The sequence below is a fragment of the Stieleria varia genome (genome assembly GCF_038443385.1).
In the GTDB taxonomy this organism is placed as follows: Bacteria; Planctomycetota; Planctomycetia; order Pirellulales; family Pirellulaceae; genus Stieleria; species Stieleria varia.
In genome coordinates, this window is record NZ_CP151726.1 from 287,429 (window position 1) to 313,763 (window position 26,335).

Annotated in this window: 22 protein-coding genes; 15 read left to right on the top strand and 7 right to left on the bottom strand. The window is 55.5% G+C overall.

Features of this window, described 5'->3' with window-relative positions; all coding sequences use genetic code 11:
- Window positions 1-115 precede the first annotated feature (115 nt).
- Window positions 116-1,261 carry a hypothetical protein gene (locus Pla52nx_RS01110; protein ID WP_146517722.1) on the top strand — a complete coding sequence of 382 codons (1,146 nt, stop codon included), beginning with the start codon at window positions 116-118 and terminating at the stop codon, window positions 1,259-1,261.
- 517 nt (window positions 1,262-1,778) lie between these two features.
- Here the strand turns inward: Pla52nx_RS01110 and Pla52nx_RS01115 are convergent.
- The gene (locus Pla52nx_RS01115; protein WP_231741562.1) at window positions 1,779-2,963 is read right to left on the bottom strand and encodes a GNAT family N-acetyltransferase; all 1,185 of its coding nucleotides are present in this window, start codon (window positions 2,961-2,963) and stop codon (window positions 1,779-1,781) included.
- 703 nt (window positions 2,964-3,666) lie between these two features.
- Here Pla52nx_RS01115 and Pla52nx_RS01120 point away from each other — a divergent pair.
- The 6 genes from Pla52nx_RS01120 (at window position 3,667) to Pla52nx_RS01145 (ending at window position 7,500) form a co-directional block, all read left to right on the top strand.
- The gene (locus tag Pla52nx_RS01120; RefSeq protein ID WP_146517724.1) at window positions 3,667-4,161 is read left to right on the top strand and encodes a hypothetical protein; all 495 of its coding nucleotides are present in this window, start codon (window positions 3,667-3,669) and stop codon (window positions 4,159-4,161) included.
- Window positions 4,162-4,303: 142 nt separating this feature from the next.
- Entirely contained in the window at window positions 4,304-4,657 is a 354-nt protein-coding gene (locus tag Pla52nx_RS01125) for a hypothetical protein (RefSeq protein ID WP_342190322.1), read from the top strand.
- 276 nt (window positions 4,658-4,933) lie between these two features.
- The gene (locus Pla52nx_RS01130; protein ID WP_146517726.1) at window positions 4,934-5,296 is read left to right on the top strand and encodes a hypothetical protein; all 363 of its coding nucleotides are present in this window, start codon (window positions 4,934-4,936) and stop codon (window positions 5,294-5,296) included.
- Between the two features lie 154 nt (window positions 5,297-5,450).
- Entirely contained in the window at window positions 5,451-5,750 is a 300-nt protein-coding gene (locus Pla52nx_RS01135) for a hypothetical protein (RefSeq protein WP_146517727.1), read from the top strand.
- 154 nt (window positions 5,751-5,904) lie between these two features.
- Window positions 5,905-6,432: a DUF4303 domain-containing protein gene (locus tag Pla52nx_RS01140; RefSeq protein WP_146517728.1), complete on the top strand. Its 528-nt coding sequence runs from the start codon at window positions 5,905-5,907 to the stop codon at window positions 6,430-6,432.
- 147 nt (window positions 6,433-6,579) lie between these two features.
- Entirely contained in the window at window positions 6,580-7,500 is a 921-nt protein-coding gene (locus Pla52nx_RS01145; protein ID WP_146517729.1) for a hypothetical protein, read from the top strand.
- A gap of 147 nt (window positions 7,501-7,647) precedes the next feature.
- On the opposite strand, the gene Pla52nx_RS01150 is transcribed toward Pla52nx_RS01145, so the two are convergent.
- Together Pla52nx_RS01150 and Pla52nx_RS01155 are read right to left on the bottom strand one after the other, a co-directional pair.
- On the bottom strand, window positions 7,648-7,827 hold the full coding sequence (locus tag Pla52nx_RS01150; RefSeq protein ID WP_261344228.1) for a type II toxin-antitoxin system RelE/ParE family toxin: 180 nt from the start codon (window positions 7,825-7,827) through the stop codon (window positions 7,648-7,650).
- Between the two features lie 31 nt (window positions 7,828-7,858).
- Complete coding sequence (locus tag Pla52nx_RS01155) at window positions 7,859-8,185, bottom strand: ribbon-helix-helix domain-containing protein (RefSeq protein WP_231741564.1); 327 nt, start codon at window positions 8,183-8,185, stop codon at window positions 7,859-7,861.
- Between the two features lie 778 nt (window positions 8,186-8,963).
- Here Pla52nx_RS01155 and Pla52nx_RS01160 point away from each other — a divergent pair.
- Window positions 8,964-9,383, top strand: a complete 420-nt coding sequence (locus tag Pla52nx_RS01160; RefSeq protein ID WP_146517730.1) for a hypothetical protein — start codon at window positions 8,964-8,966, stop codon at window positions 9,381-9,383.
- 66 nt (window positions 9,384-9,449) lie between these two features.
- Here Pla52nx_RS01160 and Pla52nx_RS01165 read toward each other — a convergent pair whose 3' ends face one another.
- Window positions 9,450-10,220: a hydroxypyruvate isomerase family protein gene (locus Pla52nx_RS01165; protein WP_146517731.1), complete on the bottom strand. Its 771-nt coding sequence runs from the start codon at window positions 10,218-10,220 to the stop codon at window positions 9,450-9,452.
- Between the two features lie 117 nt (window positions 10,221-10,337).
- On the opposite strand from Pla52nx_RS01165, the gene Pla52nx_RS01170 reads away from it, so the two are divergent.
- From Pla52nx_RS01170 to Pla52nx_RS01195, 6 genes are all read left to right on the top strand, one after another.
- Window positions 10,338-11,636, top strand: coding sequence for an HlyD family secretion protein (locus Pla52nx_RS01170; protein ID WP_342190323.1), 1,299 nt, complete (start codon window positions 10,338-10,340; stop codon window positions 11,634-11,636).
- On the top strand, window positions 11,633-12,844 hold the full coding sequence (locus tag Pla52nx_RS01175) for a prenyltransferase/squalene oxidase repeat-containing protein (RefSeq protein ID WP_146517733.1): 1,212 nt from the start codon (window positions 11,633-11,635) through the stop codon (window positions 12,842-12,844). Before Pla52nx_RS01170 ends, Pla52nx_RS01175 begins: the two co-directional genes overlap by 4 nt.
- 148 nt (window positions 12,845-12,992) lie before the next feature.
- The gene (locus Pla52nx_RS01180) at window positions 12,993-13,340 is read left to right on the top strand and encodes a hypothetical protein (RefSeq protein ID WP_146518611.1); all 348 of its coding nucleotides are present in this window, start codon (window positions 12,993-12,995) and stop codon (window positions 13,338-13,340) included.
- Between the two features lie 68 nt (window positions 13,341-13,408).
- A complete protein-coding gene (locus tag Pla52nx_RS01185) occupies window positions 13,409-14,194 on the top strand; it encodes a TVP38/TMEM64 family protein (RefSeq protein WP_146517734.1) in 786 nt (261 codons plus the stop codon).
- Window positions 14,184-15,728, top strand: a complete 1,545-nt coding sequence (locus Pla52nx_RS01190) for a mercuric reductase (protein ID WP_408022646.1) — start codon at window positions 14,184-14,186, stop codon at window positions 15,726-15,728. Before Pla52nx_RS01185 ends, Pla52nx_RS01190 begins: the two co-directional genes overlap by 11 nt.
- A 104-nt stretch (window positions 15,729-15,832) precedes the next feature.
- Window positions 15,833-16,648, top strand: a complete 816-nt coding sequence (locus Pla52nx_RS01195; RefSeq protein WP_146517735.1) for a hypothetical protein — start codon at window positions 15,833-15,835, stop codon at window positions 16,646-16,648.
- A gap of 633 nt (window positions 16,649-17,281) precedes the next feature.
- Here Pla52nx_RS01195 and Pla52nx_RS01200 read toward each other — a convergent pair.
- From Pla52nx_RS01200 to Pla52nx_RS01210, 3 genes are all read right to left on the bottom strand, one after another.
- The gene (locus tag Pla52nx_RS01200) at window positions 17,282-18,871 is read right to left on the bottom strand and encodes a sulfatase family protein (protein ID WP_146517736.1); all 1,590 of its coding nucleotides are present in this window, start codon (window positions 18,869-18,871) and stop codon (window positions 17,282-17,284) included.
- A 172-nt stretch (window positions 18,872-19,043) separates the two neighbouring features.
- Window positions 19,044-22,346: an efflux RND transporter permease subunit gene (locus tag Pla52nx_RS01205; RefSeq protein WP_146517737.1), complete on the bottom strand. Its 3,303-nt coding sequence runs from the start codon at window positions 22,344-22,346 to the stop codon at window positions 19,044-19,046.
- Between the two features lie 52 nt (window positions 22,347-22,398).
- The gene (locus tag Pla52nx_RS01210; RefSeq protein WP_197454151.1) at window positions 22,399-23,520 is read right to left on the bottom strand and encodes an efflux RND transporter periplasmic adaptor subunit; all 1,122 of its coding nucleotides are present in this window, start codon (window positions 23,518-23,520) and stop codon (window positions 22,399-22,401) included.
- A 1,194-nt stretch (window positions 23,521-24,714) separates the two neighbouring features.
- Between Pla52nx_RS01210 and Pla52nx_RS01215 the strand changes: the two genes are divergently transcribed.
- Window positions 24,715-26,268 carry a sulfatase-like hydrolase/transferase gene (locus Pla52nx_RS01215; protein ID WP_146517739.1) on the top strand — a complete coding sequence of 518 codons (1,554 nt, stop codon included), beginning with the start codon at window positions 24,715-24,717 and terminating at the stop codon, window positions 26,266-26,268.
- Window positions 26,269-26,335 lie beyond the last annotated feature (67 nt).

Sequence of the window (26,335 nt, forward strand, 5' to 3'; positions counted from 1 at the left end):
CGCTAGCGTCTTCCCCAGGCGAAACTTTCCCAGCCGCTTCAACCAACCGGTAAACTGGTCCCCATCGCGGACGGCTGATCGCCGAATTCTCTTCTCCCACCCCTGGATCCCTGACATGAGACACCCCATCGCAACCGCCAGGACGATCAGCTCCTTCATTCTCTTGCCGCTTCTTCTGGCTCTGCCCCACCCGCAACGCGCTGACGCACAGATCATCGACCAACAGCGATCCAAACTGGCCGCACTCGTCCTGGTCCAAGAAGACCTCAAAAACGCGACCAAGACGATGACGATCTTTGACCGCAACGAAGACGGCGTGATCGATGAAACGGAACAGGCCAAGCTCTCCTGGCGAAAGGACATGGCCGACTACGACGTGGACCGTGACGGAAAACTCACCCATCTGGAAGTCGCCCTAGGATTTGCCCAGCGACGCATCAACGCCGGCGTCGAGCAGGAAGACATCAACAATGCCAACATCTATCTACGTCGTCATGACCAGAACAAAAATGGTCAACTGGATCCCGATGAGATCACCGCCAGCGGATGGCCCGACGAACCGCAGGAGTTTGACCAAAATGGTGACGGCATCATCACACTGAGTGAAATGGCCGAACGATTCGCCTTCATGAAGGGACTGCGGCGTGAAATGGGAATCGAGAAAGTCGACCAAGTCACGGCGATCCGAACCGTTCGACAGTTTGATCTAGACGGCGACAAAAAACTCGACGAGACCGAACAAAAAGCCGCCGGACTTCCCAAGCCGGGCGAGCAGTTCGACGAGAATGAAGACGGCAAGTTGGAGATCATTGAGATTGCAACGATGCTGGGCAAACATCGCAAGGAAACCGGCATGAGCAAGTCCGATTTGGCACGCCTGCGATCCCTCTTCGAATCGCTCGACCTCGATAAAGATGGCGTGATCGTGCTGAACCAATTTCCCGACTCGGCACCTTTCGTCACCCAACTCAAAGAGTTCGACGAAAACAAGAACGGTGAAGTCACCCGCGACGAAGTCCAAAACCTGTTGATTCGCCAACGCAAGGAAAAAGGTTACAACGACGACCAGTACGCCGAAGCCAAACGGTTGATGCTCCGTCACGACCAGAATCAAAACACTTGGATCGACGCTTCAGAACTCTTTGCCAAACCCTCCGAAGGACAGCTCGCCGCAGAAACCATGCGTGTCGCCGACACCGACGGCGACAATCGCATCACCCTCGACGAACTGGCCCGCTACTTGGCGACCAAGTCCAAGTGAAACCATCGCGTCCTACACCATTCCTATGAGCCTCAGACGCTAGCCGTGGGTCGACAGCACTCAATTCTTGTGAGCCTCAGGCGCTAGCCGTGGGCAGACAGCACTCCACTGCTGTCACCTCCACCGGCGCAGGAGACTGCTGATTTAGTGAGCCGCAAGGCGCTAGCCGCGGGCCTAATGGTGTTGACGAAACCCTTCGAGGCCCGTGGCTAGCGCCATCGGCTCACAGACACAACGCAACACGACTAAATCAGCAGTCTCCGCAGCTGGGGGAGGTCGGATCGAGCGAAGCAAGATCCGGGAGGGGGCCTACTCGCCGCAAACCGCGTTGGTGAACCGATTCCTTCACCCATGCCCCCTCCCTCGCAATCGCCTGGACGGCTCTGCTCGACCTCCCCCAAGTTCCTTGGTGGAGGTGACATGGGGAATCAAACGATGGCATCCAAACGACGTGTCAGCACCAAACTTTGAGCAGTCCAGCTTCAGCCCCAATGGCTATCCCCGGCCCCAACACTTCTCAAAAGATCTCGCACATCCAAGGCGTCGGCCCCGCAAACATCAGGTCAGCCAGCCGCCCCTGCGCCCCATCCCGAATCTCCAGCAATCCCAACTGCGCCAACTGGGTTGCGGAACGGAACGAACTGAATAACGGTGCCAACGTTTGAACATCCATCTGCAGCGCACCCGTGCCTCCCGGTTCCACACTGGCCACTCCCTGCTCGACCACCAACCGCCATCGTCCCTGATTCGCGGGCAACACCGCATCGAGAATCTCAAAATCCAGCACACCGCTGACACGGGGCGAATAACCACGCCCAGCCAACGCCTTGGCAACATTCACCACCCGCGTCATCCAGTGATACCGATTCAGAACCGATGCGTTCTGTTCCTCGGCGAGGAAAATCATCGGATCATCCGGCCCGCCATGCCATTGCAACATGTTGCACATCGATCGATGATCCCTCGCCAACATCATCAATCGATTCAGAGCGGGCAAAGTGGTCGCGGCCAAATCGGTTGCGATCAACGGTTGCGGCACACCTGCGGATCGGTCTCCGACCTGAAAGATCGCGTAACCCACCGGCTCGGCTTCATCGCCAATCACATACGTCCGCGTGCTCGCTCCGCTATTGGGATGGATCAATCGATCCCACAACCCGGGCGAACGATCCAAGTGCCCGTTGCATTGCTTGGCATTTTCGTTGGCGACTTGAGCAAGCTGATCCTGTGGCGGTGACTCATAACGACGCACCGGCAAGTCTCGTGATGTACTGGCAATGGAAGCCAGCGGCAAAGAATGCAGCACTTGGCTGCCTGCCTGCCGGAAACCGACCTTGCGATAAAGCCGCTGCGTCGATGCATACAGTGACGCCAACGCGGTGCCATCGTGATAAAGCTCCGAGAGCATCTCCCGCAACAGCGTCTCGCAAGTTCCCGAGCCACGATGGGTCGGGCTGATGGCCACTCCCGAAACGGCTGCCGTCGGCAAGACTTTCCCGCCAAACCACTGTCCAATTCGATACATCGTCAAACCACCGACCAACATCGTCCCATCGTAGATGACACGGACATTCTGACGTCCGATCCGGTCCAGATACGTTTCCCACAAATTCAAATCACTGGCAATCAACGACTCTGCGGCCAATGAAACATAAGCGGCTTCGTCGTCGCCAAGTACTCGCACGGTCAGAGAACCAGACATGAAACACGAGACCTGAATCATGAGGGGAAGTTCGTTCACGGCTCAAACAGCCACCCCAGCTCCGGATTTCAACCAATGAAATCAACGTGCCGAGTACCGCTCGGACACCCAAACGGTCGACGGGTTCACAACGCGTCCAAAATTCTAACCCCTGTAGCTCTGAGAGATCGCACCGCACGTTGGTGTACCGGTGTCAGCCGGCCAATCGCACCTTCTGCGATACCCCGCCCCAATTCACCGCCCAGCGTCAATCATCTCGCGAGCAGCCACAGTTTCAAATAGGACCAATGAGACAAAGACGACGAATGCGACCAACAATCTTTCCCCAAGCCTCGCCAACGGAAGGAGCGACGATCCATTACCTGGTAGTGGGATTCGCCAGAATTCCTTCCGAACAGGATTTCTGACAGAATCCACGATGTCGCCTAATGATGAGGCGTCTCTAAAAGCAGTCAAATCCTCCCCGACACTCCATTCTTGATAGAGGTGTCACCTCAAAAAAGCCGGGCAACAACGTGGTTCTCGACAACGCAGACTGATAGCGATGCTGGTTGCCCAACATGGTTTTTCCGCGAGTCCTTCGGCACACCTTACTTGGTTGGTCACGCGGGATGGCCTTGGTACAATTTTCGTAGTTCAGGCATCGTTCGCTTCGTTTAGGGCGGTGTCGCAAAAACCTTCCGTTGCCCGCCGCTGGTTTCCCATGAATGCAACCGCTCGCTTGGTGTTTGACCGCGCGTACTACGAATCACACTACGACGCTTGGCTCCGGCATCGCGCCAAGCTTCGCCCCTACGCGGTTTACCTTTCGTTGGCTTTGCTCGCGTTTGGCGTCATCATGGCTTTTGCGTTTCCCGCAAAATGGGCCTTTGGCGCGTTGTTCGCGTGCTTTGGCGTTTACGAACTTGTCGAGACGCTCACCCATAAATCTCGTTGGGTCAATGCGCGCGTTAATGCAACTCGTGAAAACAAAACCGTCGACATGAAACTCTCCGAATCCGAGCTGACGACAACGTCTTTCGTCGCGCATGGCACGATCCAGATTGTTGCGTTCTCCAAAATCATTCCTGCGACCGATGGCGTCTTCCTGATTCCTGACTCAGGTGTATCCATCTACATTCCCGCTGCAACCGTCGAACCGTCTGGTGCGTTTCGTCCACTTGTGGATGCGTGGATGGCAGCGCGTAGCGGCCGATAACATGGTTTTTACGCTAGGCCGTCGGCACAGCTTTGTCGTTTGTTCAATCCGCCCTCCGTTTGTACAATTTCCGTCGTTCAGGCATCGTTCGCTTCGTTCACGGCGGTGTCGTAAAAACCTTCCGTTTTTGGACACCGGCCGAATGAACACGACGATGAATGCCGACCAAATCGCGCATCTCAAATCATCACTTACGCGCGACGCGTCGCTTCCTTTCAACAACACCGTGACGGCTTCCCAGTTGGATGCACTGGATGAGGCGCGCGAATATGATGCTGCTTCGACCTACAATTTTCTGTTCGCGGAACTCATGATCGTCAAATACGCCGTGGGACGCGGACGATGCATTACTATTGAATCGACGCCATCCGTTACACTGGATTCTGTTGACGACTTCATGGACTGGGCGATCGGTCGCTACCCGGCGTTTGCAGAACCCGCGTATCATGATCTTTACATTGATCCTGTCGCATTGGTCTGGGATGGAGACCGTTAACTCGCTTCAGTGTCCAACAAAATGTTTTTTACGCTGAGGCCTTCCGCCCCCCCCTCCCGCTCGTTTTGCGACGCGGGCTTGCTTTGGTACAGTGACTCGTAATTCATTCGTTGCTCGTCGTGTTCAGCAGCGGTATCGTAAGAACCTTCCGTAGCACAACCTCATCAATTGAATCGCAGTCGCACAATTCTCCTCGTTGCAGCCGTATTGGCACTTGCACTGCTAGGCGGGTTCTTTTTTCGACACCAAATCCGCGTCTCGTACCATTCGTGGCGAATGAACGCTGAATTCAACACGATCTTTGGCAACCCACGGCCCGAATCGCACGGCCTCGCTTCTTACGACGTAACGGGAATCGATGTCGATGCCGTGATGCAGAGGTACGAGTTCCATCGGCAACGACTTGTCGATCTGGAGGTTCTCGCAAAGCTGACCGCAACATTTCCTAGGTTGTCTTTCGACGGTTCCGCTGCGCGTTCTGATGCACGTTTGGATTTCACTCACCGAATGTGGGACGCGTTTCCAGCTCACCGACACTACCATCTTGATTCCGATGGCACCTTCTCGGTATGGGTACCCGTTTCAGATGCGCCGAGCTGGAAGCAATTCCTCGACGCTGAGTTTTCCGTAGCGAAATAAACTGTCCGCGATAGTTTTCACGGTTAGGCATTCGCGCCACCTTGGCTCTGTAGCAACCAGCCTAGGCGTTGGTACAATCGCAAGCAGTTCAGGCATTGCTCGCTACGTTTAGGGCGGTGCCGTAGAAACCTCCCGTTGTAGGTCAACCCCCGCTTTGGTTCCGCTGTACGTTACCCGTGACGAACTCGATAATCGCATCGTTGAAGAACTCCGCGATGTGGCTGGTCCTTTGCGCGAATGGTGGGAATCGAACCGTACCGAGCCATTTATCCTCAGCGACGGAACTGAACCGCGGTTTGTTTTGGCTCGTGACGGTACTGCATGTGTGCACTTCGATGACAATGAGGATGAATTTGCAACCGGCGTAATCCACAACGACCAAATAGCACATGTTGGACTCTGTGGCGAGTTACGGTCGGCCATCTACAACGTGATGCATAACCGCCTGATTTAGGCCGCCGCCCAACATGGCCCCTACGCGAAGGCTTTGGCACACCGCTGTCGTTTGTTCGAGCCGCCCTCTGACGGTAAAATCCATTGTAGCTCAGGCATCACCCGCTTCGTTCGGGGCGGTGTCGTAAGAACCTTCCGTTATGGGACCTCTGTTGATGGCAGTTCCAACCGTAGGTGAATTGACCGATGCGGTTGTCGACGCTGCCGCTCTGGCGTTCCGCGAACTCTTTGCCACCGGCGAAACGTTTTACTATTGCGTGCTTATCACGACCGGTGAAGCTCTTCCTCCTTGCATCGCTGCATGGTCTCACGAATCGCTTGCACGCTCCGACAAACCTGAGCTTGACCGCTGGCACTACGCTGATTCGCCATTTCTTGATTTTGGCGCGCAGCACTTTGCACGCGTTCGCGACTTGTGGCTGGCTCGCCCTGCAATGGGGGAGGACAATTGGACTGCCGAATTCGAATTGCGGCTGTCTGCTCTCGAGTCTGCCATGCGTCGTCTCGACTCGGTGGGTTTCTTCGGTTCCAACGAGCACCGCCGTAACTTGATGATCAACGTCGAGGTTGTGCCACCCGACTACACCAACACAAAGCGTGCAATTCGGCTCAATCCACCCGAATCAATTGCACAATGGATCGCGGACGCGGCCGAACCGTTGGATGATGGCACGGTCGCCTAACATGGTTTTTACGCTGGGCCTTCGGCACATCTCGGCTCTTTGGCAGCGGGGAGTTGGCACTAGTACAATTCCTTGTGATTCAAACTCCACCGCATCGGTAGCGGCGGTGTCTCCAAAACCGCCCGTTAATCGACTCAATCAAATCTGATGGAAGACTTGCTCTCGCAAATCCATGGTGCCATCGACGTTCGCGAAGGTTTACCGCGTCCGAAGTGGGACGTTATCTCCGCATGGGTCGACGCTAACGCTGACACTGCTTCACTCGACGAATCGTGGACGCAGATCGCTCGTGACTGGCTTTCCCGTCTCGCTGATTCCCTGCCGCTCGATTACGTAGTACTGGAGTCACCCGAATTCTTGCTCCTCGCAGCTGACGACGCGCTCGGTCAGAGGATTCTCGCCTCTTCGGAACGTGCTCGAAGAGTCATCCTGAAAACGCTCGACGGTGTTGCCAGTGTGCAAGGCTTTGGCAAACACGTTGTCATGCTGTTTGCTGACATTGACAGCTACTACGATTACGTCAGCGACTTCTACCCTGACGAGGGCGAATTCGCCCGCTCCGGCGGAATGTTTCTCGACGTCGGGTACGGCCACTTTGCAATATGTCCCGCCTATGGTGACAACTACCAGCGCGTTATCGCACACGAGCTCAACCACGCTTTGTTACGCCACTTGCCATTGCCGCTCTGGCTCAACGAGGGTGTTACGCAGTTCATCGAGGATGTTGTGATGGGTTCATCCTACTTCATGGTGAATCATGAAATACTTCGCCGCCATCGCAGCTACTGGAACTCACGGACGATTGACGCGTTCTGGTCGGGAGACTCCTTCTATTCTCCAGACGACGGGCAAGCGCTCAGCTATCACCTCTCTCAGGTTCTGTTCCGCAACTTGATGTCCGACTTCCCCAAGAAGGTCAACGACATACTCAACAATGCAAACTTTATTGACGCTGGCAACTCCGCGTTCCTGAGTTCATGCAACGTATCCCTTGCAGATCGGGCTGCTCAGTTCTTGGGTGACGGCGATTGGGCGCCACGCGATGATTACACTGTCTCTGATGCGTAGGGACGCCTCACATGGTTTTTACGCTGAGACGCTGCGGGCACACCTTCCTGCTTTGTCAACGCGGGCCTGCCTTGATACAAGCTGCGCAGTTCAGACATCGCTCGCTTCGTTCAGGGGCTTGTCGTAAAAACGTTCCGTTGTGTGCCCCTAGATTTTAGGTTCGTCAACATCGCCTCGAATAACTCGGACGATCTCAAGAAATCCTTCGACGCGGCGGAAGAAAATCACGTAGCTGCAGACGTACGTGGATCGAATCCCTTCGCCAAGTTCCGGACGCGTATCGCCGACGTCGGGATGCTTGCCCACCAACCGGCACTTCTCGCGCAGCTTTTGAACTCACTGACGGGCCGCGCCTGGTTTATCGCGGGCAATGAATCGAGCGATCTGTTTGAGGTCTTCTTTCGATTCCGCAGAATACCGGAGTCGCGGCATGTTCATAGCTTCCTTGCTGTTCGGCTTCTAGCTTGTCTATCTCAGCGTTGACCTCGTTGAAAACAGCTTCTTCTTCGTAAAACTCGCCAGCGTCCAATTGCTTTACGCCCTTTTGAATCTCTCCACGTAATTGCTCGCGTCCCATCAAAAGCTTGATGCCTTCAACGATGGCGTCCTCCTCAGAATTGAATCTTCCCTGGGCAACAAGACCTTTCACGAAATCATTGACTTCATTTGGCAGATTCAGATTCATCGTTTCATTCCAATGGGCCGTGGCACATAACATGGTTTTTACGCTAAGGCCCTACGGGCACACCTTCAATGTGGTGCTGGCGTCGACTCCATTATACAATCAAATCCAGTTCAGGACATCTTCGCGTTGGTAGTGGCGGTGTCGTAAAAACCTTCCGTTGAGCGGACGCAGTGGATTCCAACCCCTACACATCCCCTACGTCCAGTGTCGATACCCGTGCGACGACCTCTCCGCCGTCGAATACAATTGCTTGGCTAGGGCGAATTGCTTCCGTCGCGCTGTCTGTCCTAGGCGCTATGCATTTAGCAGTCGTTCTCGTCGCCCCACGCGATTCGATAACACTATCAGGCATGCTCGAAATCACTGACAGCACGACTATCGTTTCGTTCAAGCTCGTCTATACAGGCTTGCTTTTCCTTTCCGTCGTTTCGTACGCCCGAAACTACCGAACTCTTGCTTTCGTTCTGTCCGTATCTCTTGCTTCAGTAACGGCGTGCGCCGTATTGCGTTCGCTTGTTGTTGACTATCGCCCATCATTCTACGAATGGTACGCCGGCGAAACGATCACTGTTATCGCCAGTATATCACTCGCCATTGCAGCGGCTTGGCCTCGATCGCCCAAGATCGCCGCCTAACCTGGTTTTTACGGTAGGCCTGCGGCACATCTTCCTTTGCACTTCAGGCGGGGCTGGCGTATCATTAGCTGTTCGTGATTCAAACTCCACCGCTTCGTTCAGGGCGGTGTGGCAGAAACCTTCCGTTGCACAACACAGACCAAATGGACTGGAATCCAAGAATTGCCTTTTTGATCCGTAGACTCCTGTTTCTTACGGCGATTGTCATAGTACTCGTTTGGGTTGGGTTAGCGTTCTTTCATCGCGAACCCCTTCGTTACCATGACTTGGAATGGTTCACCACAACTTCCGATCTGCGGGGTTGGAACATTGAAGTCGAGCCTGACATTCCCGGTCCCTATCGAACGGTGGGCGATCACTGGTCTGGTGTTGGGGCAACTCAATTCAATCCTGGCCGGCCCGCGACAGGCTGGGTTCAAGCTGGTGGTACCAAACGCTCATTTGATTATCCAGGACGCAGTGGTGTGTCCTATCTTGTGTTCTTCCTCGAAACCAAAGACGACGCTCTTGCCTACCTAATCCTCTCGAAGTTTCACGGCAACGTTCCTTCAAGCGTCCGCTAGAGTGGGTTGTACGCTGGCTCTTGGACACCTCGTGACAACTACACGCAGGCTCGACTCCTTCGCGGCTCACGATTCGAACCACCGTGCTACTTCGGCGAGCCCCGATACAGGATCTCCGATCGGCCAGTATTCCAAGCCGACGAAGCCGTCGTACGATGTCTTTGCGATCGCGTCAAAGATCGCTCGGTAATTCAATTCGCCCACGGTCAGCTCATGCCGTCCCGGATTGCCGGCGGCGTGGAAATGGCCGATCAAGTCGATGTCGCGAGTCAGGTTTGTGATCACGTTTCCTTCGCTGATCTGCTGGTGATAAATGTCGAACACCACCTTGACGCTGGGATGGTCGACCTTGCGAACGATCTCGAACGCTTCGTCGCTGCGAATCAAGTAGTAACCGGCGTGATCCACCAGCTCGTTGAGCGGCTCGATGACCAGCGTGACGCCAGAACCGTCCAACAACGCTGCAGCCTCTTTGAGTCCGTCGACCAGGCACTGGTGCTGCTCCTCTCGGGAGACACCTGGACGTGCGTCGCCGACTTGTGAAATCAGTGTTCGGCACTCCAGTGATTGGGCTGCCGCGATCGACTCGCGGAGGCCGTCGAGGTACTGGGCACGTGTGCTGGGGTCGACCAAGCTGACAAATTTGGTGCAGCACGCAGAGATCTGCATCTGGAAACGGTCGCGAGCAACACGGATTTCTTCCAAATCTTTGTCCCACCAGCCCCAGAATTCAAAGGCACGGATACCGGCGTCAGAGACGAGGTGAACGGCCTCATCAACGGGCAACTCTCCCAGGACAGCGTCGATACACACGGAGGGACGGAAGGAATGAGCCATCTGTTTCTGCTTTCTGTCGCGATCTGATCATCGGAAAACTGGACGCGCCGACCGCGCCCAGCCATCATGGTTATCACGATAGCAACCATTTCCGCATCCATCACCCGTACTGACAACATGAACTGCACTCGAATTCCCCAAATGCTGCTCATCTCTGCGATGCTGATGGCACCCTTTGCCTCCACGGGCTTTGCCCAGGAAAACGAAAAAGACGCCAAGCCAGCCGAGCCAGAGTCGGCCAGCGATATCAAACCCGAAGATGCAAAGCAGGCCGAACCCAAGCTTGTCAAAATCCCCGGTGTGTTTGAAGCGGTCCAGAGTACGGAACTGTCCGTCGACAACGAACACCTCACGACGCTGGAACTGTCCAAGATCGTTCCTCATGGAACGACCGTCAAAAAAGGTCAGCCTGTTGTATGGTTCAAAACAGAGGACCTCGACAAACAACTCGACAAGGCCGAATCGGATCTCAAACTTGCCGAACTGGCAATGCAAAGTGAAGAGTTTTCCTACAAGCAATTCCTCAAAACACAAGAGCTTGACAAACAGGCGGCCAAGCGTGCCCGTGACGAAGCCCGCAATGACTACGATCACTTTGTCAAAACAGAACTTGAACGGGACATCGCTTCGGCGCACCAGAACTTGAAGTCCAATGAGTTCTCCGTCGAAAGCGCCGAAGAAGAGTTGCAGCAACTGCAACAGATGTACGACGAAGATGATTTGACGGAAGAGTCCGAAGAAATCGTCTTGCGACGCGCTAAGTTCACCGCCGAGTCCGCTCTCTTTCGACTCGAGGACGCAAAGATCCGTACACAACGATCGATCGACGTGCTGATCCCAAGAACCGAGATCAGCCGCAAAGACAGCTTGGATCGTGCCATGATGACTTATGATCGTGCGATGCACGATTTGGACAACGCCCGTCGAAAACGCGACATCGAGATCGCCAATAAACGCGATGAGCTTTCCGAACAAAGAAAGAAGTTCACCGAAATGCGAGCTGAACGCGCGGGCGTGGTCATCAAGGCGCCACATGACGGCATCGTGCTACACGGTGAACTCACCCGTGGAGTGTTGCCCGCAAAGCCGGTGTCCTGGGAACCGGATGCCAAAGTCAACGCGGGGCAAACGATCGCAACTCTGGTCACGACCGGAAAACTGGTCATCCGAGTCGATCTGCCCGAGGAACACGTCGCCTTGGTCACGCCGGGGACTCAAGCCAAGGTGGTCGCCAAAGCGTTCCCCGATTGCAAACTCAGCGGCAAAGTCAGGTCGGTCGCTGCGGTCCCCTATGCGCCAGGCAAGTACGATTGCGTGGTCAATGTCAGCGGCAAGCACCTGGACAAGATCGTCCCCACCATGAGCTGCGAGCTGCAGTTCACCGAACCAACGGATGACCAGGGAACGAAAGAATGATCGATTGCAAATTTCCGGCTCGGTACAGAAGCTTCATCCTGTTCGTGGCGTTTTGCTGTCTGACCCTGTGCAGCCTGACAACGGCCAGCTCTCAGGACAAAGAAAACGGAACGCTCGACGCAGCGGCCTTGCCGGAGATCAAGCGTCCCACGGCGGATGAGATCCAAGCCTCGATTCGACGTGGAGTCGATTTCTTGATCGAGGATCAGAATGCCAACGGATCATGGGGCTCAGCGACAAAGACAAAGGACTTGAATATTTACGCCCCCGTGCCGGGCGCCCACCATGCTTTTCGCGCAGGAACCACCTCTTTGTGCCTGAGCGCCCTGTTGGAAGTCGCCGGTGATGATCCTCGTGCGGCCGAAACGATCCAGCGAGCCGAACAATGGCTCTACGACCACATCTCGACGTTGCGGCGTGCCAGCGGCGACGCGATCTACAACGTCTGGGGACATGGCTACTCGATCAGCGCATTGGTTCGATTGCACCGACGGCACGAGGGAGACGCGGGCAAACAAGCGAAAATCGTGGAGCTGCTGCAGGGGCAATTCGACAAGCTACAGCGATATGAATCAGTCGACGGGGGATGGGGGTACTACGATTTTCGTTATCAAAGCAATCAGCCAACCTCCGACTCGATCAGTTTCGTTAACGGTGCGATTTTGGTCGCGTTGTCAGAAGCACGTGACATCGGGGTCGAGCCGCCAAAGAGAATGGTCGATCGTGCCATCGCCGCGTTGCAACGACAGCAGAAACCGGATTTCAGTTATCTCTACGGTGAGTATCTGAAAACGCGGCCCGCTCGGGAAATCAATCGCCCCGGAGGTAGTCTTGGACGCAGCCAATGCTGCAACATTGCCCTTCGCTTGTGGCAAGACCCGTCGATCACGGACGAAGTGCTGCAGACGTGGCTGGTACGCCTGTATTTGCGCAACGGCTGGCTGGACATTGGCCGCAAACGACCCATCCCCCACGAATCCTGGATGCAGGTTGCGGGCTACTTCTACTACTTCGGTCACTTCTATGCCGGTCGCTGTCTTGAACAGTTGCCCGAATCATTGCAAGATGAATACAGTGGGCATTTGGCAAAGTTGATGCTTGATCGCCAAGAGACGAACGGCAGTTGGTGGGACTACCCGCTCTACGACTACCATCGACCCTACGGAACCGCCTTTGCCCTGATGACGCTGCATCGCTGCCAACCATAGCGGGATGTCCGCAAATACGAGCACGAAGCGCAAGCGAGTGAAATCGATCGTATCCCAGCCACTCGCATGCGATTTGTGGTGATACGAGAGCCGACACGATAGAAAAAACTCCAACTCAACAGATCGATAGGCAATTGATGTGAATCAAATGACAAACATCCGGCGAGAGGCCGATGGTTGGGCCGTCCGGATCGTCCGATCAGGCAAAGAGCACTCGAAGTACTTTCGGTTCAGCAATGGCGGGGTTCGCAAGTCACTGGCCATTGCTAAAGAATGGCGAGACGCCAAACTGAGCGAATTAGGACCGCGACGTTGGCGAAGCGGTCCAAAGAAGTCCCGTGCTTCGAACAACTCATCGGGAGTCACTGGAGTTGCCAAAAACAAGTATGGCCGTTGGGTCGCCTTCTGGAACGAAGACGGCAAGCAACGCTTCAAAACATTTCGCACCAAACGCGAAGCCGTCGAGCATCGAAAAAGCATGGCACCAGAGACTTAGCCGTACGGTTGCCGTTCGGCATACTGTCACGTTGAAGCGGACTGACACTCTCACTCGGCGAGCCGACAATGACCGATGCCACTGAGAGTCCCAAATCCTTTCCGATCACCAAGGTCCTGGTCCTGCTGGGCGTTGGCTTGATCGCGACGTACGCCTACCTGCGTTATGGCGATTCACTGACGCTGGAAAACCTCGCCGGTCACGAGACCGCGCTGCGAAACTATCGCATCGACCATCCCATCCTGGTGTACGCAGTCGCCTTTGGCATTTACGTCGGTGTGACCGGACTTTCGCTTCCCGGAGCGGCCGTCTTGACGCTCGTCATGGCCTGGTACTTTGGGTTCGCACGAGCAATGGTCCTGGTCAGCTTTGCTTCCACAACCGGCGCGACCGTCGCATTTCTGCTCAGCCGTTTTCTACTACGCGACACCATCCAATCTCGCTTTGGTGATCGACTTGCGACGTTCAATGAAAATCTGGAGCGTGAAGGCGCGTTTTATCTGTTCACGCTGCGACTGATCCCGGCGGTACCGTTCTTCGTGATCAACGTCGTCATGGGCCTGACTCCGATGAAGACTTGGACGTTTTGGTGGGTCAGCCAACTCGGAATGCTCGCGGGGACCGCAGTCTACGTTTACGCCGGCGCAAGTTTCCCCACGCTCAATGCACTGGCTGAAAATGGTGCGGGAGGCATCCTCTCGTGGAAACTGATCGTCGCCTTTATCGCCTTAGGTTTGTTTCCTCTCGCCGCCAAAAAGATCATTGGATCGGTCAAGCGAAATCGGGGAATCGAAACACGGACGACCGATGACGCGAGAGAGCATGCTGAAAAAGGAATCTCTAGTGAGCAATGAAACCATGTACGCAGCCCATCACGACTCACCCGAGTTGCAGCCTTTTGATCAGTACAACCAAAAACTTGCGGAGAATGTCCATCCGCCTCAGTGGGTCAATCCGACTCCGTCGGGTCGTTACAACCTCGTCGTCATCGGCGCGGGTACCGCCGGACTGGTGACGGCCGCGGGAGCCGCCGGTCTGGGGGCCAAGGTCGCTTTGATCGAACGCAACTTGATGGGAGGCGATTGCTTGAACGTCGGATGCGTCCCCTCCAAAGCCATCATCAGCGCTGCCCGAGTCGCAGCGACCGCGCGCGGCGGAGACGAATTCGGTATCCACGTCGACAATGTGACGGTGGACTTCGGCAAAGTCATGGAACGGATGCGCCGACTTCGCGCCGACATCAGCCCCCACGACTCGGCCGCACGTTTCCGCGATTTGGGCATCGATGTCTTCATCGGTTCGGGCAAGTTCACGTCGTCGGACACGGTTTCCGTCGCAGGACGAGATTTGAAGTTCAAACGAGCCGTGATTGCGACCGGTGCTCGGGCGGCCAAGCTGTCCATACCCGGCTGGGACGAGATCCAACCCCTGACCAACGAAACGATTTTTTCCCTGACCGAGCTGCCGAAACGATTGACCGTGATCGGTGGCGGTCCCATCGGCTGTGAGCTGGCTCAGTCGTTCGCCCGATTCGGCAGCGAAGTCACGCAAATCGAAAAGGCGACGCACATCTTGGCCCGCGAAGATTCAGATGCCGCCGCGATCGTCCAATCATCCATGGCTCGCGACGGAGTGAAATTCGTGCTCAATGCGAACGTCACTGGATTCTTTCAACGTGGTGATGAAAAAGTCACTGTCTATGAGATCGAAGGCATCGAGCACGAAGTCATCAGTGATGAGGTCCTGATCGGTATCGGTCGCACTCCCAACGTCGATGGCATGGGTTTGGAAACCGTGGGCGTGCAATACGACGCTCGCCAAGGCGTGCAAGTCAACGACAGGTTGCAAACCTCCAATCCAAGGATCTGGGCCACCGGTGATGTCGCGTCCCGATTCAAGTTCACCCATGCCGCTGACTTCCTCGCTCGACTGACGATTGGGAACACGCTGTTCATGGGTCGAAGCAAAGCGAGTTCGCTCGTGATCCCCTGGTCGACGTACACCTCACCCGAACTGGCTCACGTCGGATTATTGCCCGATCAAGCGGCACAGCGAGGAATCAAAATCGATACCTACACGCAACCGCTGTCGGGAGTCGACCGAGCCATCTTGGAAGGCAGAACAGAGGGATTCGCACGGGTGCACGTCAAAAAGGGTACCGATAAAATCGTCGGCGCAACCGTCGTGGCCGAAAACGCGGGCGATCTCATCAGCGAGTTCACCATGGCGATGACGCATGGCCTGGGACTGAAAAAAATCGGGTCAACGATCCATCCGTATCCCACGCAAGCCGAATCCATACGAAAGCTGGGTGACCAATACAACAAAACTCGCCTCACCCCGTTTGTCGCTAAACTATTCAACAATTGGCTCCGCTGGACTCGCTAATCCGCCAACTCTCTACATCCCCGTAATGGGATTCGCCAGAATTCCCTCCCCAGACCAACTCACGCACCAACGCTCCCGTCGATCCCCACGAGCAAGGGCACCGCATGATTCGTTTTTCCTGTCCCGCCTGCAAGAAATCCTACAAAGCACCACCCGAGACGGCGGGCAAGCAAACCGTTTGCCAAGGTTGCGGTCAACGATTCCAAATCCCCGCATCACCGCAACCCGTGGAAGAAATTCCTGTGGTTGTTGCGCAGCCGGTCGATGAAATCCCTCAGCAACAGGAGCCGCCCTGGGCACGATGGCTCACCGAGTGTCAGCAGCGGTTCGGCGCTGCGCCACGTGATTTCGATGCCCCGACCAGCGAGTACCTCAAGATGGAGATGAGCTGGGTCTACGGCTGGCTCTTTTTCGTTCCCCTCTGCAAATTGCTCAAGAGCAGTCGCCAACGAAGCATCTTTCGTCAAGGCAGCGTGGTCTGGGCGCACATCATCCAAGCGAACGGTGAACTATGGGGTCCGGCAACGCCCACTCGCGAAGACAACGGTGACGCTCCCGGCGAAATGGTGTTTTCACTGGACACCACCGGCAAGATCACACCTGCCTACCTGGCGTCGGTCGCCGAAAAAATCGCGGCAACGCGTGGCCAACCCAGCAATGACGCCGAGCTAAAACGAATCGGCGATTATCTCGAAGCGGAAACGGTGAGGGCGTTCGGCTGGAACGCTCCCAAGCGTTTCACCCCGAATGTGCCATGTTACATTTCGACCACGATGTTTCTTCGCAAACATCTGCCCGGTGGTTACTTGCACGAAACCTTTCTGCCCGTCGTTGTTTCCCACAAGGCTCCCTATTTCATCATGCCATTGCCCGAGCGATTCTGGTCACCAGAACTGTTGGCCTGGTGGACCAGTCAGTGATTTGCAAGGTGACAAGGAGGGGACTGTTTGTGCAAGTTAATGATCGGGAATGGCAATACGCTTGGCGGGGCACGCTATCGACTGGAAAGTCGAGTGACGATTGTCGTTCGACTTTCCAAGTCGAAAACGAAAACGAACATCCGCCCAAACACAAACCATACGCTGTGTGCCGTGCTGCGCAACTGTGACCTCTCCCGGCGCAGGAGACTGCCGATTGAGTGAGCCGCAAGGCGCTAGCCGCGGGCCCAATGGTGTTGACGAACCCCTTCGAGGCCCGTGGCTAGCCCGGATATTGCATCAGCCGGAGTGCGCTAGCACCCGGTTCTCGCATTTTGCCGTGTGAACCGGACGCTATCGCGTTCCGGCTGATGTATCAAACAGCAACGTCCTACTTTCAACCTAAACCAAGTCTCTACTATCACTTGCGTCGTAGTGACAGACGCCCATGCAATATCCGGGCTAGCGCCATCGGCTCACAGTGATAACGCAACACGATTAAATCAGCAGTCTCGCTCCTTGGGGGAGGTGACAGTGGACAAGAAATGACTCAAAGAATAACGCCGAATGATTGAGTCAAAACCAGCCTCTTGAACAGCCCAGCCTATGCATGGCCAAATGCTGATTCAATCATCCCTACCGCGGCAATACCCCGCTCGCTTGAAACGGCTTGCGACCCAGCGGAGCCGTGCGGCCGTGATCTCTCACCGTCAATTCACTCAGCAACTCTTGCATCTGTCGCCTCTTCTCTGGATCGGTGAAATACAAGTTCTTTGTCTCGCCTGGATCAACCCCGAGATCGTACAACTGGCCGGGAGCATCCGGAGCAGACTCCGGCAATCTGTACTGCTTCAGAAGTCCGTCTTCGTATCCATTGCCACCCGAACCGGAGTGATTGAGGAGTTTCCAGTTGCCCTGACGCAATTGAAATTCTCCGCGAAAACTCTGAGTCAGCATGTGCGGCCGCACCGAAAGCGTTTCATCTTGCATGCCCAACATCACTGGTAACATGTCAAAACTGTCGACCGCGACATCATCCGGCAACGGGTAACCGACCACCGAAGCCAGTGTTGCAAAGATGTCCGTCGTGTTGGTCAATTGCCGGCTGACTTGGCCTGTTGGAATCTTCCCCGGCCAGCGAGCGATGAACGGCACGCGATGTCCGCCTTCCCATCCGTCTCGCTTCATGCCTCGAAAACCGCCCGCTGCGTCATGTTGATGATCCGTTCGCATCCAATGGGTGTGTAACGTCTCAGGACCGTTGTCCGAATGGAACAGGACCAACGTTTCATCGTCGATGCCCAATTTCTGCAGGGAGTCTAACAAACGTCCCGTCAACGCGTCGAGCTCTGCGACAAAATCACCTCGCGCACCGGCTTGGGTCACACCGTTGAACTCATCGGCAGGCAAGACCGGAGCATGGGCGATTTGCGTCGACAGGATGACAAAGAACGGTTGATCCGGCTGCTGGTTTAGGTGTTCGCTGATGAACGCCGTCGTCTTGTCATAGAAAAGCAAGTCCGCATCGACGAAACGATACCCCGGTGACTTCCACCCTTCGTCGTTGTCCCATCGCCATTTCCCGCCCGGATTGGGCAGCGAATCTCGCTTGTGACGCTCACTCGCGGGAACCACGACGTTTCCATTCTCGATGTACAGGTACAGCGGATCCGTGGTCGGGCAATTCGGTGTAACGAATGACTCGTCAAAGCCACGACGGTTGGGACCATCGACCAGTGGCGTGCTCTTTTCGTAATCGATCAACAACGAGTTATCAAAACCGCCGCCGAGTTGTTTGCCGGACTTGTCTAACCACGTGAGCCCCAAATGCCATTTGCCGAACACGCCCGTCCGGTAGCCCTTTTCTTTCAACATCTCTGCGATCGTGAGTTTTCCCGGCGCGAGATAGCTTGGTCCACCAGGCCCTTCGAAGGCGGTCGGGCGCCGACCGGTTCGGCAAACCAGATTCCCCGACAGGAGCCCGTAACGTGACGGAGAGCAGATCGTTGCGGGACTGTGAGCGTCCAAGAATTTAATGCCCTCGGCCGCCATCCGATCCAGGCGAGGCGTTCGGTAGGCCGCCTCTGGGTTGTAGGTCGACAGGTCACCATAGCCCAAATCGTCCGCGTAAATGATGACGATGTTGGGCAGCTGCTCGGACGCAGCTTGGGTTGTAGACACCAGCACTGCGATTGAAACGAACAACAAAACAAGATGTCGAGGCATTGAAAACAACCTAGAAAAATCGAGTTGGCGATGACACAGTGATTAAACGCCTGACGGGCACCTCGAAAGCATCAATGTTGGAGTCCAGGCTTCAGCCGCTCACGCCTGCATCTTACCAGGACTCGATCGCCTAAAGGCTATGCTCCAACGCCGGAGTCCCGGCATTCGCCGCTCACGATGCGTTTTCCTTTCGCGTCGGACTTGCCAGCAGGTAGTAAAACACCGGTGTCAAGAAGATCCCAAAGAATGTGACTCCCAGCATTCCGGAGAAGACCGCGATCCCCAGCGTGGATCGCATCTCTGCCCCGGCACCACTGGCCAACGCCAACGGGACCACGCCCAGAATAAACGCCAGCGATGTCATGATGATCGGCCTCAATCGCAATCGGCATGCTTCGATCGTCGCATCGAATTTGCTCATGCCGCCCTCTTGCTGTTCTTTGGCAAACTCAACGATCAAGATCGCATTCTTGCTGGCCAAACCCACCAGGACCACAAACCCGATTTGAACAAAGATGTTGATATCCATCCCCGCAATCGCGATGCCCACGACGGCACACAGCAGACACATTGGTACCACCAGAACGACCGCCAGCGGTAGCTTCAGACTTTCATACTGAGCCGCCAAAACGAGAAAGACCAACACGACGGCCAATCCGAACACGATCAGTGCCGTGTTGCCTGCTTGGATCTGCAAGAACGTCAACTCCGTCCACTGCGTATCGAATCCAAACGCGAGATTCTCGTCAACTACTCTCTCCACCGTCTCGATGGTATCACCGGAGCTGACACCAGGCATTGCAACGCCATTGATCGCCGCCGCCGTGAATCCGTTGTATCGCATCACCGATGCCGGACCGGTGGTGTCCTCGACACTGGCCAACGCTCCCATTGGAATCATCTTGCCATTCTGATTGCGAACGTACAACGCAGTGACTTGATCGGGGGTCAATCGATAGAGCGGATCGGCCTGCAGATTGACTTGCCATGTTCGCCCAAACGCATTGAAATCGTTGACGTAGTAGCCGCCCAAGTAGGTCTGCAGCGTGGAGAACACTTCACTCAGAGCGACGTTCATGGATTTGCATTTTTCTCGATCAACATCGATAAACATCTGCGGCGTGTTCGCGCGAAAACCACTTTGCATCCCGAGAATCGTCGGTTCGCCGGAGCCTTTGATCGATAACATTTGGCTGGCTTTCTCCAGCTCACTCAAACCAAGTTGCCCGACGTCTCGAACGATGATCTTAAACCCTCCACCGCTGCCCAATCCGTCCACCGGTGGCGGCCCGAAGACTGAAACACGTGCATCGATGATCTCCTTGGCCGCGATCAAACGAATCTTGGTTGCGATCCGCTCCGAGTACAAGGCATCGGAGTCTCGATCGTGAAAAGGATCCAGCAACACAAACAGGGACGCAAAGTTTGACCCCACGGCGTTTTGCACAATCGACTGCCCGACGATCTCAAGGGTGTGATTGATGCCTTCGATTCCCTTCTGCTGATCAGCACCATCGGTCGATTCAACATGTTGATTGCTGTCCTCATGGTGGGCTTGGCTGGCATGCATGTCCGCCTGGACCGCAAGACTCAATTGCTCGCTATCCCCGCTTCGGGAGCCAATCAACAACTCGCTCAGTCGACGAACGACCGCTTCGCTGCGTTCCAGCGAAGCCGAATCGGGGAGCTGGATGTCCACCAACAAATAGCCCTTGTCCTGTGCCGGAACAAAGCCGACCGGAACCGAAGTCATCGTCTTGTAGGTCGCCCACAGCAAGCCCACATACACGACGAGCACCAATACCGATAATCGCACCAGCCAGCCGGCCGACTTTGCGTAGAAGTTCGAGACGAAGCCGAAGAATCGGTTGAACAGTTTAAAGAACCATCCGAACAGGAAGTTGATCAAACGCGACAACGGATCGCGTTGTTCATCCTTGGGACGTAACAGCAATGCGCTCAATGCGGGACTGAGTGTCAACGAGTTCACGGCACTGAAAAAGGTCGACACCGCAATCGTGGCCGCGAACTGTTTGAAGAATTGCCCCGTGATCCCTGAAATGAACAGGCAGGGGATGAACACGCACATCAAAACCAACGAAATGGCAATGATCGGAGTGGTCACCTCACGCATCGCCTGCTCCGACGCCTCAACAGGCGACATGCCGTGTTCCAATTTATGCTCAATCGCCTCGACCACGACGATCGCATCGTCCACGACGATGCCGATCGCCAAGACCAATCCGAACAGGGACAGATTGTTCAAGCTGAAACCGATGGCCGCCATCACGGCAAAGGTACCGATGATTGCCACGGGAACCGCGATCAAAGGAATGATCGCTGCTCGCCACGACTGCAAGAACATCAACACGACAATCGCCACCAAAATGATCGCGTCCCGCAGCGACTTGAACACCTCTGCGATGGACTCCGAAATGAACGGAGTCGTGTCGTAGCTGATCGAATAGGCGACACCCGATGGAAACTTGGCACTGATCTGTTCCATCTTTTCACGAATCGCGTCGGCGGTGTCCAACGCGTTGGACCCTGGTAACTGATAAATCATCAGCCCAGACGCAGGCACTCCGTCCAGTTTGCACATCGTGTCTTCAAAGCCCGCTCCAAAATCGATTCCGCCAAACGATTTGCCGTTCTCGTCGGTGCGTTTCTCTGTAACGACTTCGCTCAGGCGTACCAGTTGCCCTGTTTCGCCGGTCTTGATGACGATCTGGGAAAACTGATCTGGCGAGGAAAGTCGACCGAGCGTTTTCAGTGTGTATTGAAAGTCTTGACCGACAGGCACCGGCTGACGCCCCAACGCCCCGGCGGCAACCTGAACGTTCTGTTCTCGCAGCGCACCGATCACGTCATTTGCGGTCAGGCCCAACGCGGCCATGCGATCGGGATCCAGCCAGACACGCATGCTGTAGTCTCGTTGCCCGATCAACGAGATGTTTCCCACGCCATTGATCCGCGCCAACTCGTCTTTGATTCGGATCGTCGCGTAGTTGCTCAAGTACAACTGGTCACGCGACTGATCGGGCGAAAACAGGCTGACTGCCAGCAGTGCATTGGACGAACTTTTAACGACTGAAACACCGTTGCTCTTGACTTCAGCCGGCAGGATCGGCGTGGCTAGATTCACGCGGTTCTGAACCAAGACCTGAGCCATGTCCAGATTCGTTCCCACCGCGAAGGTAACGGTCAATGAGTAGCCGCCATCGTTGGTGGACTGGCTGGACATGTAGAGCATGTTCTCGACGCCAGTCACCTGCTGCTCGATCGGCGCCGCGACCGTCGCTGCGACGACTTCGCTGCTGGCCCCCGGATACTTCGTCATCACCAGCACAGACGGAGGCGTGATCTCTGGGTACTGGGCGATCGGCAGTGTCCAAACAAAAATGCCGCCGGCCAAGACGATCAATACCGAAATGACGCAGGCAAAGATTGGACGTTTGATGAAGAATTGGGACATCGAGTTTCAGCTTTTCAAAGATGGAGTTCAAAGGATCGCCGCAGGACCGCAGTCACTCTTCCCTCATGACTGGCTCGACCTTCATGCCTGGTTGAATCAACTGCATGCCGGCCACGACCACGGACTCCTCTGCCTGAACACCCGATTTGACAACACGCAGCTTTCCCTTGCGGTCGCCCAATTCCACCGTGCGATGTTCAATTTCGTCTGCACTGTTGATCACATAGACGAACTGGGTGGCTTGATCTGTGCCGATTGCCGTCGCTGGCACCAAGACGGCATCGTAGGCGTCGGATACCGGAACCTTCAAACGCACAAACATCCCGGGCTTTAGCAAACCATCCTTGTTCTCGAACACGCCACGCAATTGTGAGGTGCCGGTTTGCTGATCGACCTTGATTTCCGCGTACTCCAGAATCCCCTCATGGGGAAAGTCCTGTTCGTCTTGCAACTGCAAGTAGCACGGGATCTGTAACTCCACCAGTTTGTCGACCTCCTTGAAATCCTCGCCACCCACCTCCCTTTGTCGACGCATGAATTTTAGTCGGACGTTCTCATCCACGCTGGCTACAGCCTTGATAGGCCGGTCGTTGACCACCGTTGCCAGGAGCGTACCGCCGACCAACCCACCGGTCACGTAGTTGCCGTCGTCCAACAAAGCACGATCAACACGCCCCGAAATGGGTGAGATGATCTTGGTGTAATCAAGATCCAGTTTGACGCGAGCTGCATCCGCCTCGGATGCTTTCAGGTTGGCCTGTGCTTCGGCGACGGCAGCTTGATTCTGCTCAAACTCTTCTCTGGAGACCGCGTTCTTGTCTAGCAATTTCTTGGAACGAGCAAAGGTCTTTTCGGCTAGGTCCAGCTTTGTTTTCGCAACGTCAATCGCTGCGAGAGATTGATTGTAGATCGCTTGATATTCATCCGGTTCGATCGTGAACAGCGGGTCATCCTTGTTCACTTGTTGACCATCAACAAAGTGCGTTGTGAGCAAAAAACCCGAGACACGCGACTGAATGTCGACGGTTTCATTCGCCGCCAGACGTCCCACCAGCTCTACGAAATCAGTCACTTTATCTTGCTTGGCCGGAACGAAAGCGACCTTTTGAATCGGCCGCTCGCGTTGGGACGACGCATCCTTGGCACCACGGCATCCACTCAGGACGAACAACATGCAAATTCCGGGGAGTAGTGTTTGGTAACATTGTTTGATCATGATGAATTTGCCAGAAGGTGTGCCGTCGATGAAATCAGTGCCGGCAGATGGATATCAATCTTGGGGGGGCCTGCAAGTTCTCAAACGCCAAGACTCCCAACAGCGTGCAAAGTCAGGGCGGATTTCATACGGCAGGCATTTTGAAATGTATCCGATCTGCCTCTCTCCGTAACACCGCGTCCCGGCAAATTTCAGTGTTACGCCGCAATGACAGCCCTCGTGTGTGGTCAAATAGCAAAGCCCGACCACGGAGTGATCAAACAGCAGAGCGCGGACCACGGAGCGGTCAAACAGCAAAGCCCGGGGTCGCGTAGCGCACCCCGGGATGGGGCAATCAAGAAACGGGAACCACATCGGGGATCAACAATCCAACCGCGTCGTTCGTGATTGGTTGTGCAACCCCGTTGGGGTTGATGTTGAATTCGCTGTGAGAACCTGGGGTGCGCTTCGCGACCCCAGGCTCTGTTGTTAAACGCCTTCGGCGTGAATCACGTGGCAATTACCCGACCACGAAGTGGTCAAACAGCAAAGCCCGGGTCGCGAAGCGCACCCCGGGATGGGGCAATCCAGAAACGGGAACTCCAACGGGGATCAACAATCCAACCGCGTCGTTCGTGAATGGTTGTGCAACCCCGTTGGGGTTGATGTTGAATTCGCCGTGAGAACCTGGGGTGCGCTTCGCGACCCCAGGCTGTGTTGTTAAACGCCTTCGGCGTGAATCACGTGGCAATTACCCGACCACGAAGTGGTCAAACAGCAAAGCCCGGGGTCGCGAAGCGCACCCCGGGACGGGGCAAGCCAGAAACGGGAACCCCATCGGGGTTCGACAATCCAACCGCGTCGTTCGTGATTGGTTGTGCAACCCTGTTGGGGTTGGTGTTGAATTCGCTGTGAGAACCTGGGGTGCGTTTCGCGACCCCAGGCTGTGTTGTTAAACGCCTTCGGCGTAAATCACGTGGCAATTACCCGACCACGAAGTGGTCAAACAGCAAAGCCCGGGGTCGCGAAGCGCACCCCGGGGATTCGACAAGACGAAAACGGGAACCCCAACGGGGTTCGACATCCCAAATGCATCTAGGGGCACATCCAAGTACAATTCATGGCTCCCACAGACCATTGGATTGGCTGATTGACCCAAAACCGAGAAACCGCATGAGTTGTTTACGCCTCCTCGCCATCGTCACCACAATGCTGGCGACTTTCACTACAAGCAACCTCTGTGCCCAAGGATCCAAACCCAACATCCTGTTCATCATTGCCGACGATCAGTCACCGATGGATTTTGGATTTTACAATCCCGACGCGTCGCTGCAGTCGCCGGTTCTGGATCAACTGGCCAAGGAAGGAATGGTGATCGATGGCGCCTACCACATGGGCTCCTTTTCCGGAGCGGTTTGCACGCCGTCGCGGCACATGGTCATGAGCGGTCGCAGTGTTTGGCACCTGCCGATCGGACCAGGCGCCAAAGAACACTGCCCACCGAAACTCGATGAGAACACAATGGCGGCAGTGTTTAATCGCGCGGGCTACTCAACGATGCGGACTTGCAAGAAAGGCAACAGCTATTCTGCCGCGAACAATCAATTCACCGTCGTGCATGACGCGACCAAACGTGGCGGCACGGACGAGTCTGGCAGCGCATGGCACGCAGAACAGGTCTTGAACTACTTGAGCGATCGAGAATCCACCCAAGACGAAAAACCATTCCTGGTCTACTTCGGATTCTCTCATCCGCACGACACGCGAGACGGAACGCCCGAGTTGCTCGCCAAGTACGGCGCGGTTAATCACCAGGACAAGCAGTCGCTGCCGCCGAGCAATCCAAAGCAGCCCGCATTGCCGCCCAACTATCTGCCCGAGCATCCCTTTCCCCATGGCCATCCTGGACTACGCGATGAAGTCGCCGTCAGTGGTGTCGGGGAAAAACGAGACCCGCAGACCATTCGCAACGAAGTCGGTCGTTACAACGCGTGCAGTGAGAACATCGACATCCAAATCGGACGGGTTTTGCAGAAGCTGGATGCGATGGGGGAACTGGACAACACGTACATCGTTTACACCGCCGATCACGGCATGGCGATCGGTCGACACGGCTTGCAATGTAAACAAAACCTCTACGAACACACTTGGCGGGTTCCCTACGTCGTCAAAGGTCCCGGCATCAAGCCCGGATCACGTTCCCAAGGTAACATCTACTTGATGGACACGCTGGCCACCCTCTGCGATTTGGCCGACATTGATGCACCGGATAGCAATGAAGGAATCAGCTTCAAACCGGTGCTGCAAGGCACTCAATCAACGGTTCGAGACGTTCTCTACGGCGCATACTGCGGCGGCACCAAACCCGGCATGCGTTGCGTGCGAAAGGGCGACTGGAAGCTGATTGTGTACGACGTGTTGGACGGGTCTGTCCGCGAAAAGCAGCTCTTCAATCTTGCCGAGAACCCCAACGAATACCTCACACAACATCATGCCGACGGGGTGACGAAGCTGACCGGAGTCACCCCGAAACCCGGCCAAGTCAATTTGGCGGATGATCCAAAGTACGCGTCGCAGCTCGGTGATATGGAGTCTCTGCTGCTTTCGGAAATGCGTCGCCTGGACGATCCCTACCGACTTTGGTACCAACCCGATGATGGACTCACTCCACCACCGCCGGTTGCGGCTCGACAGAAGGGCAAACGTGCGAAAAAGCAGGCCCAATAGCGTCGGCGATTGTTGACTGTGCACTGCAAACGGTCAGCGGCGAAAATGAATCTCCCTTGCAAACTCC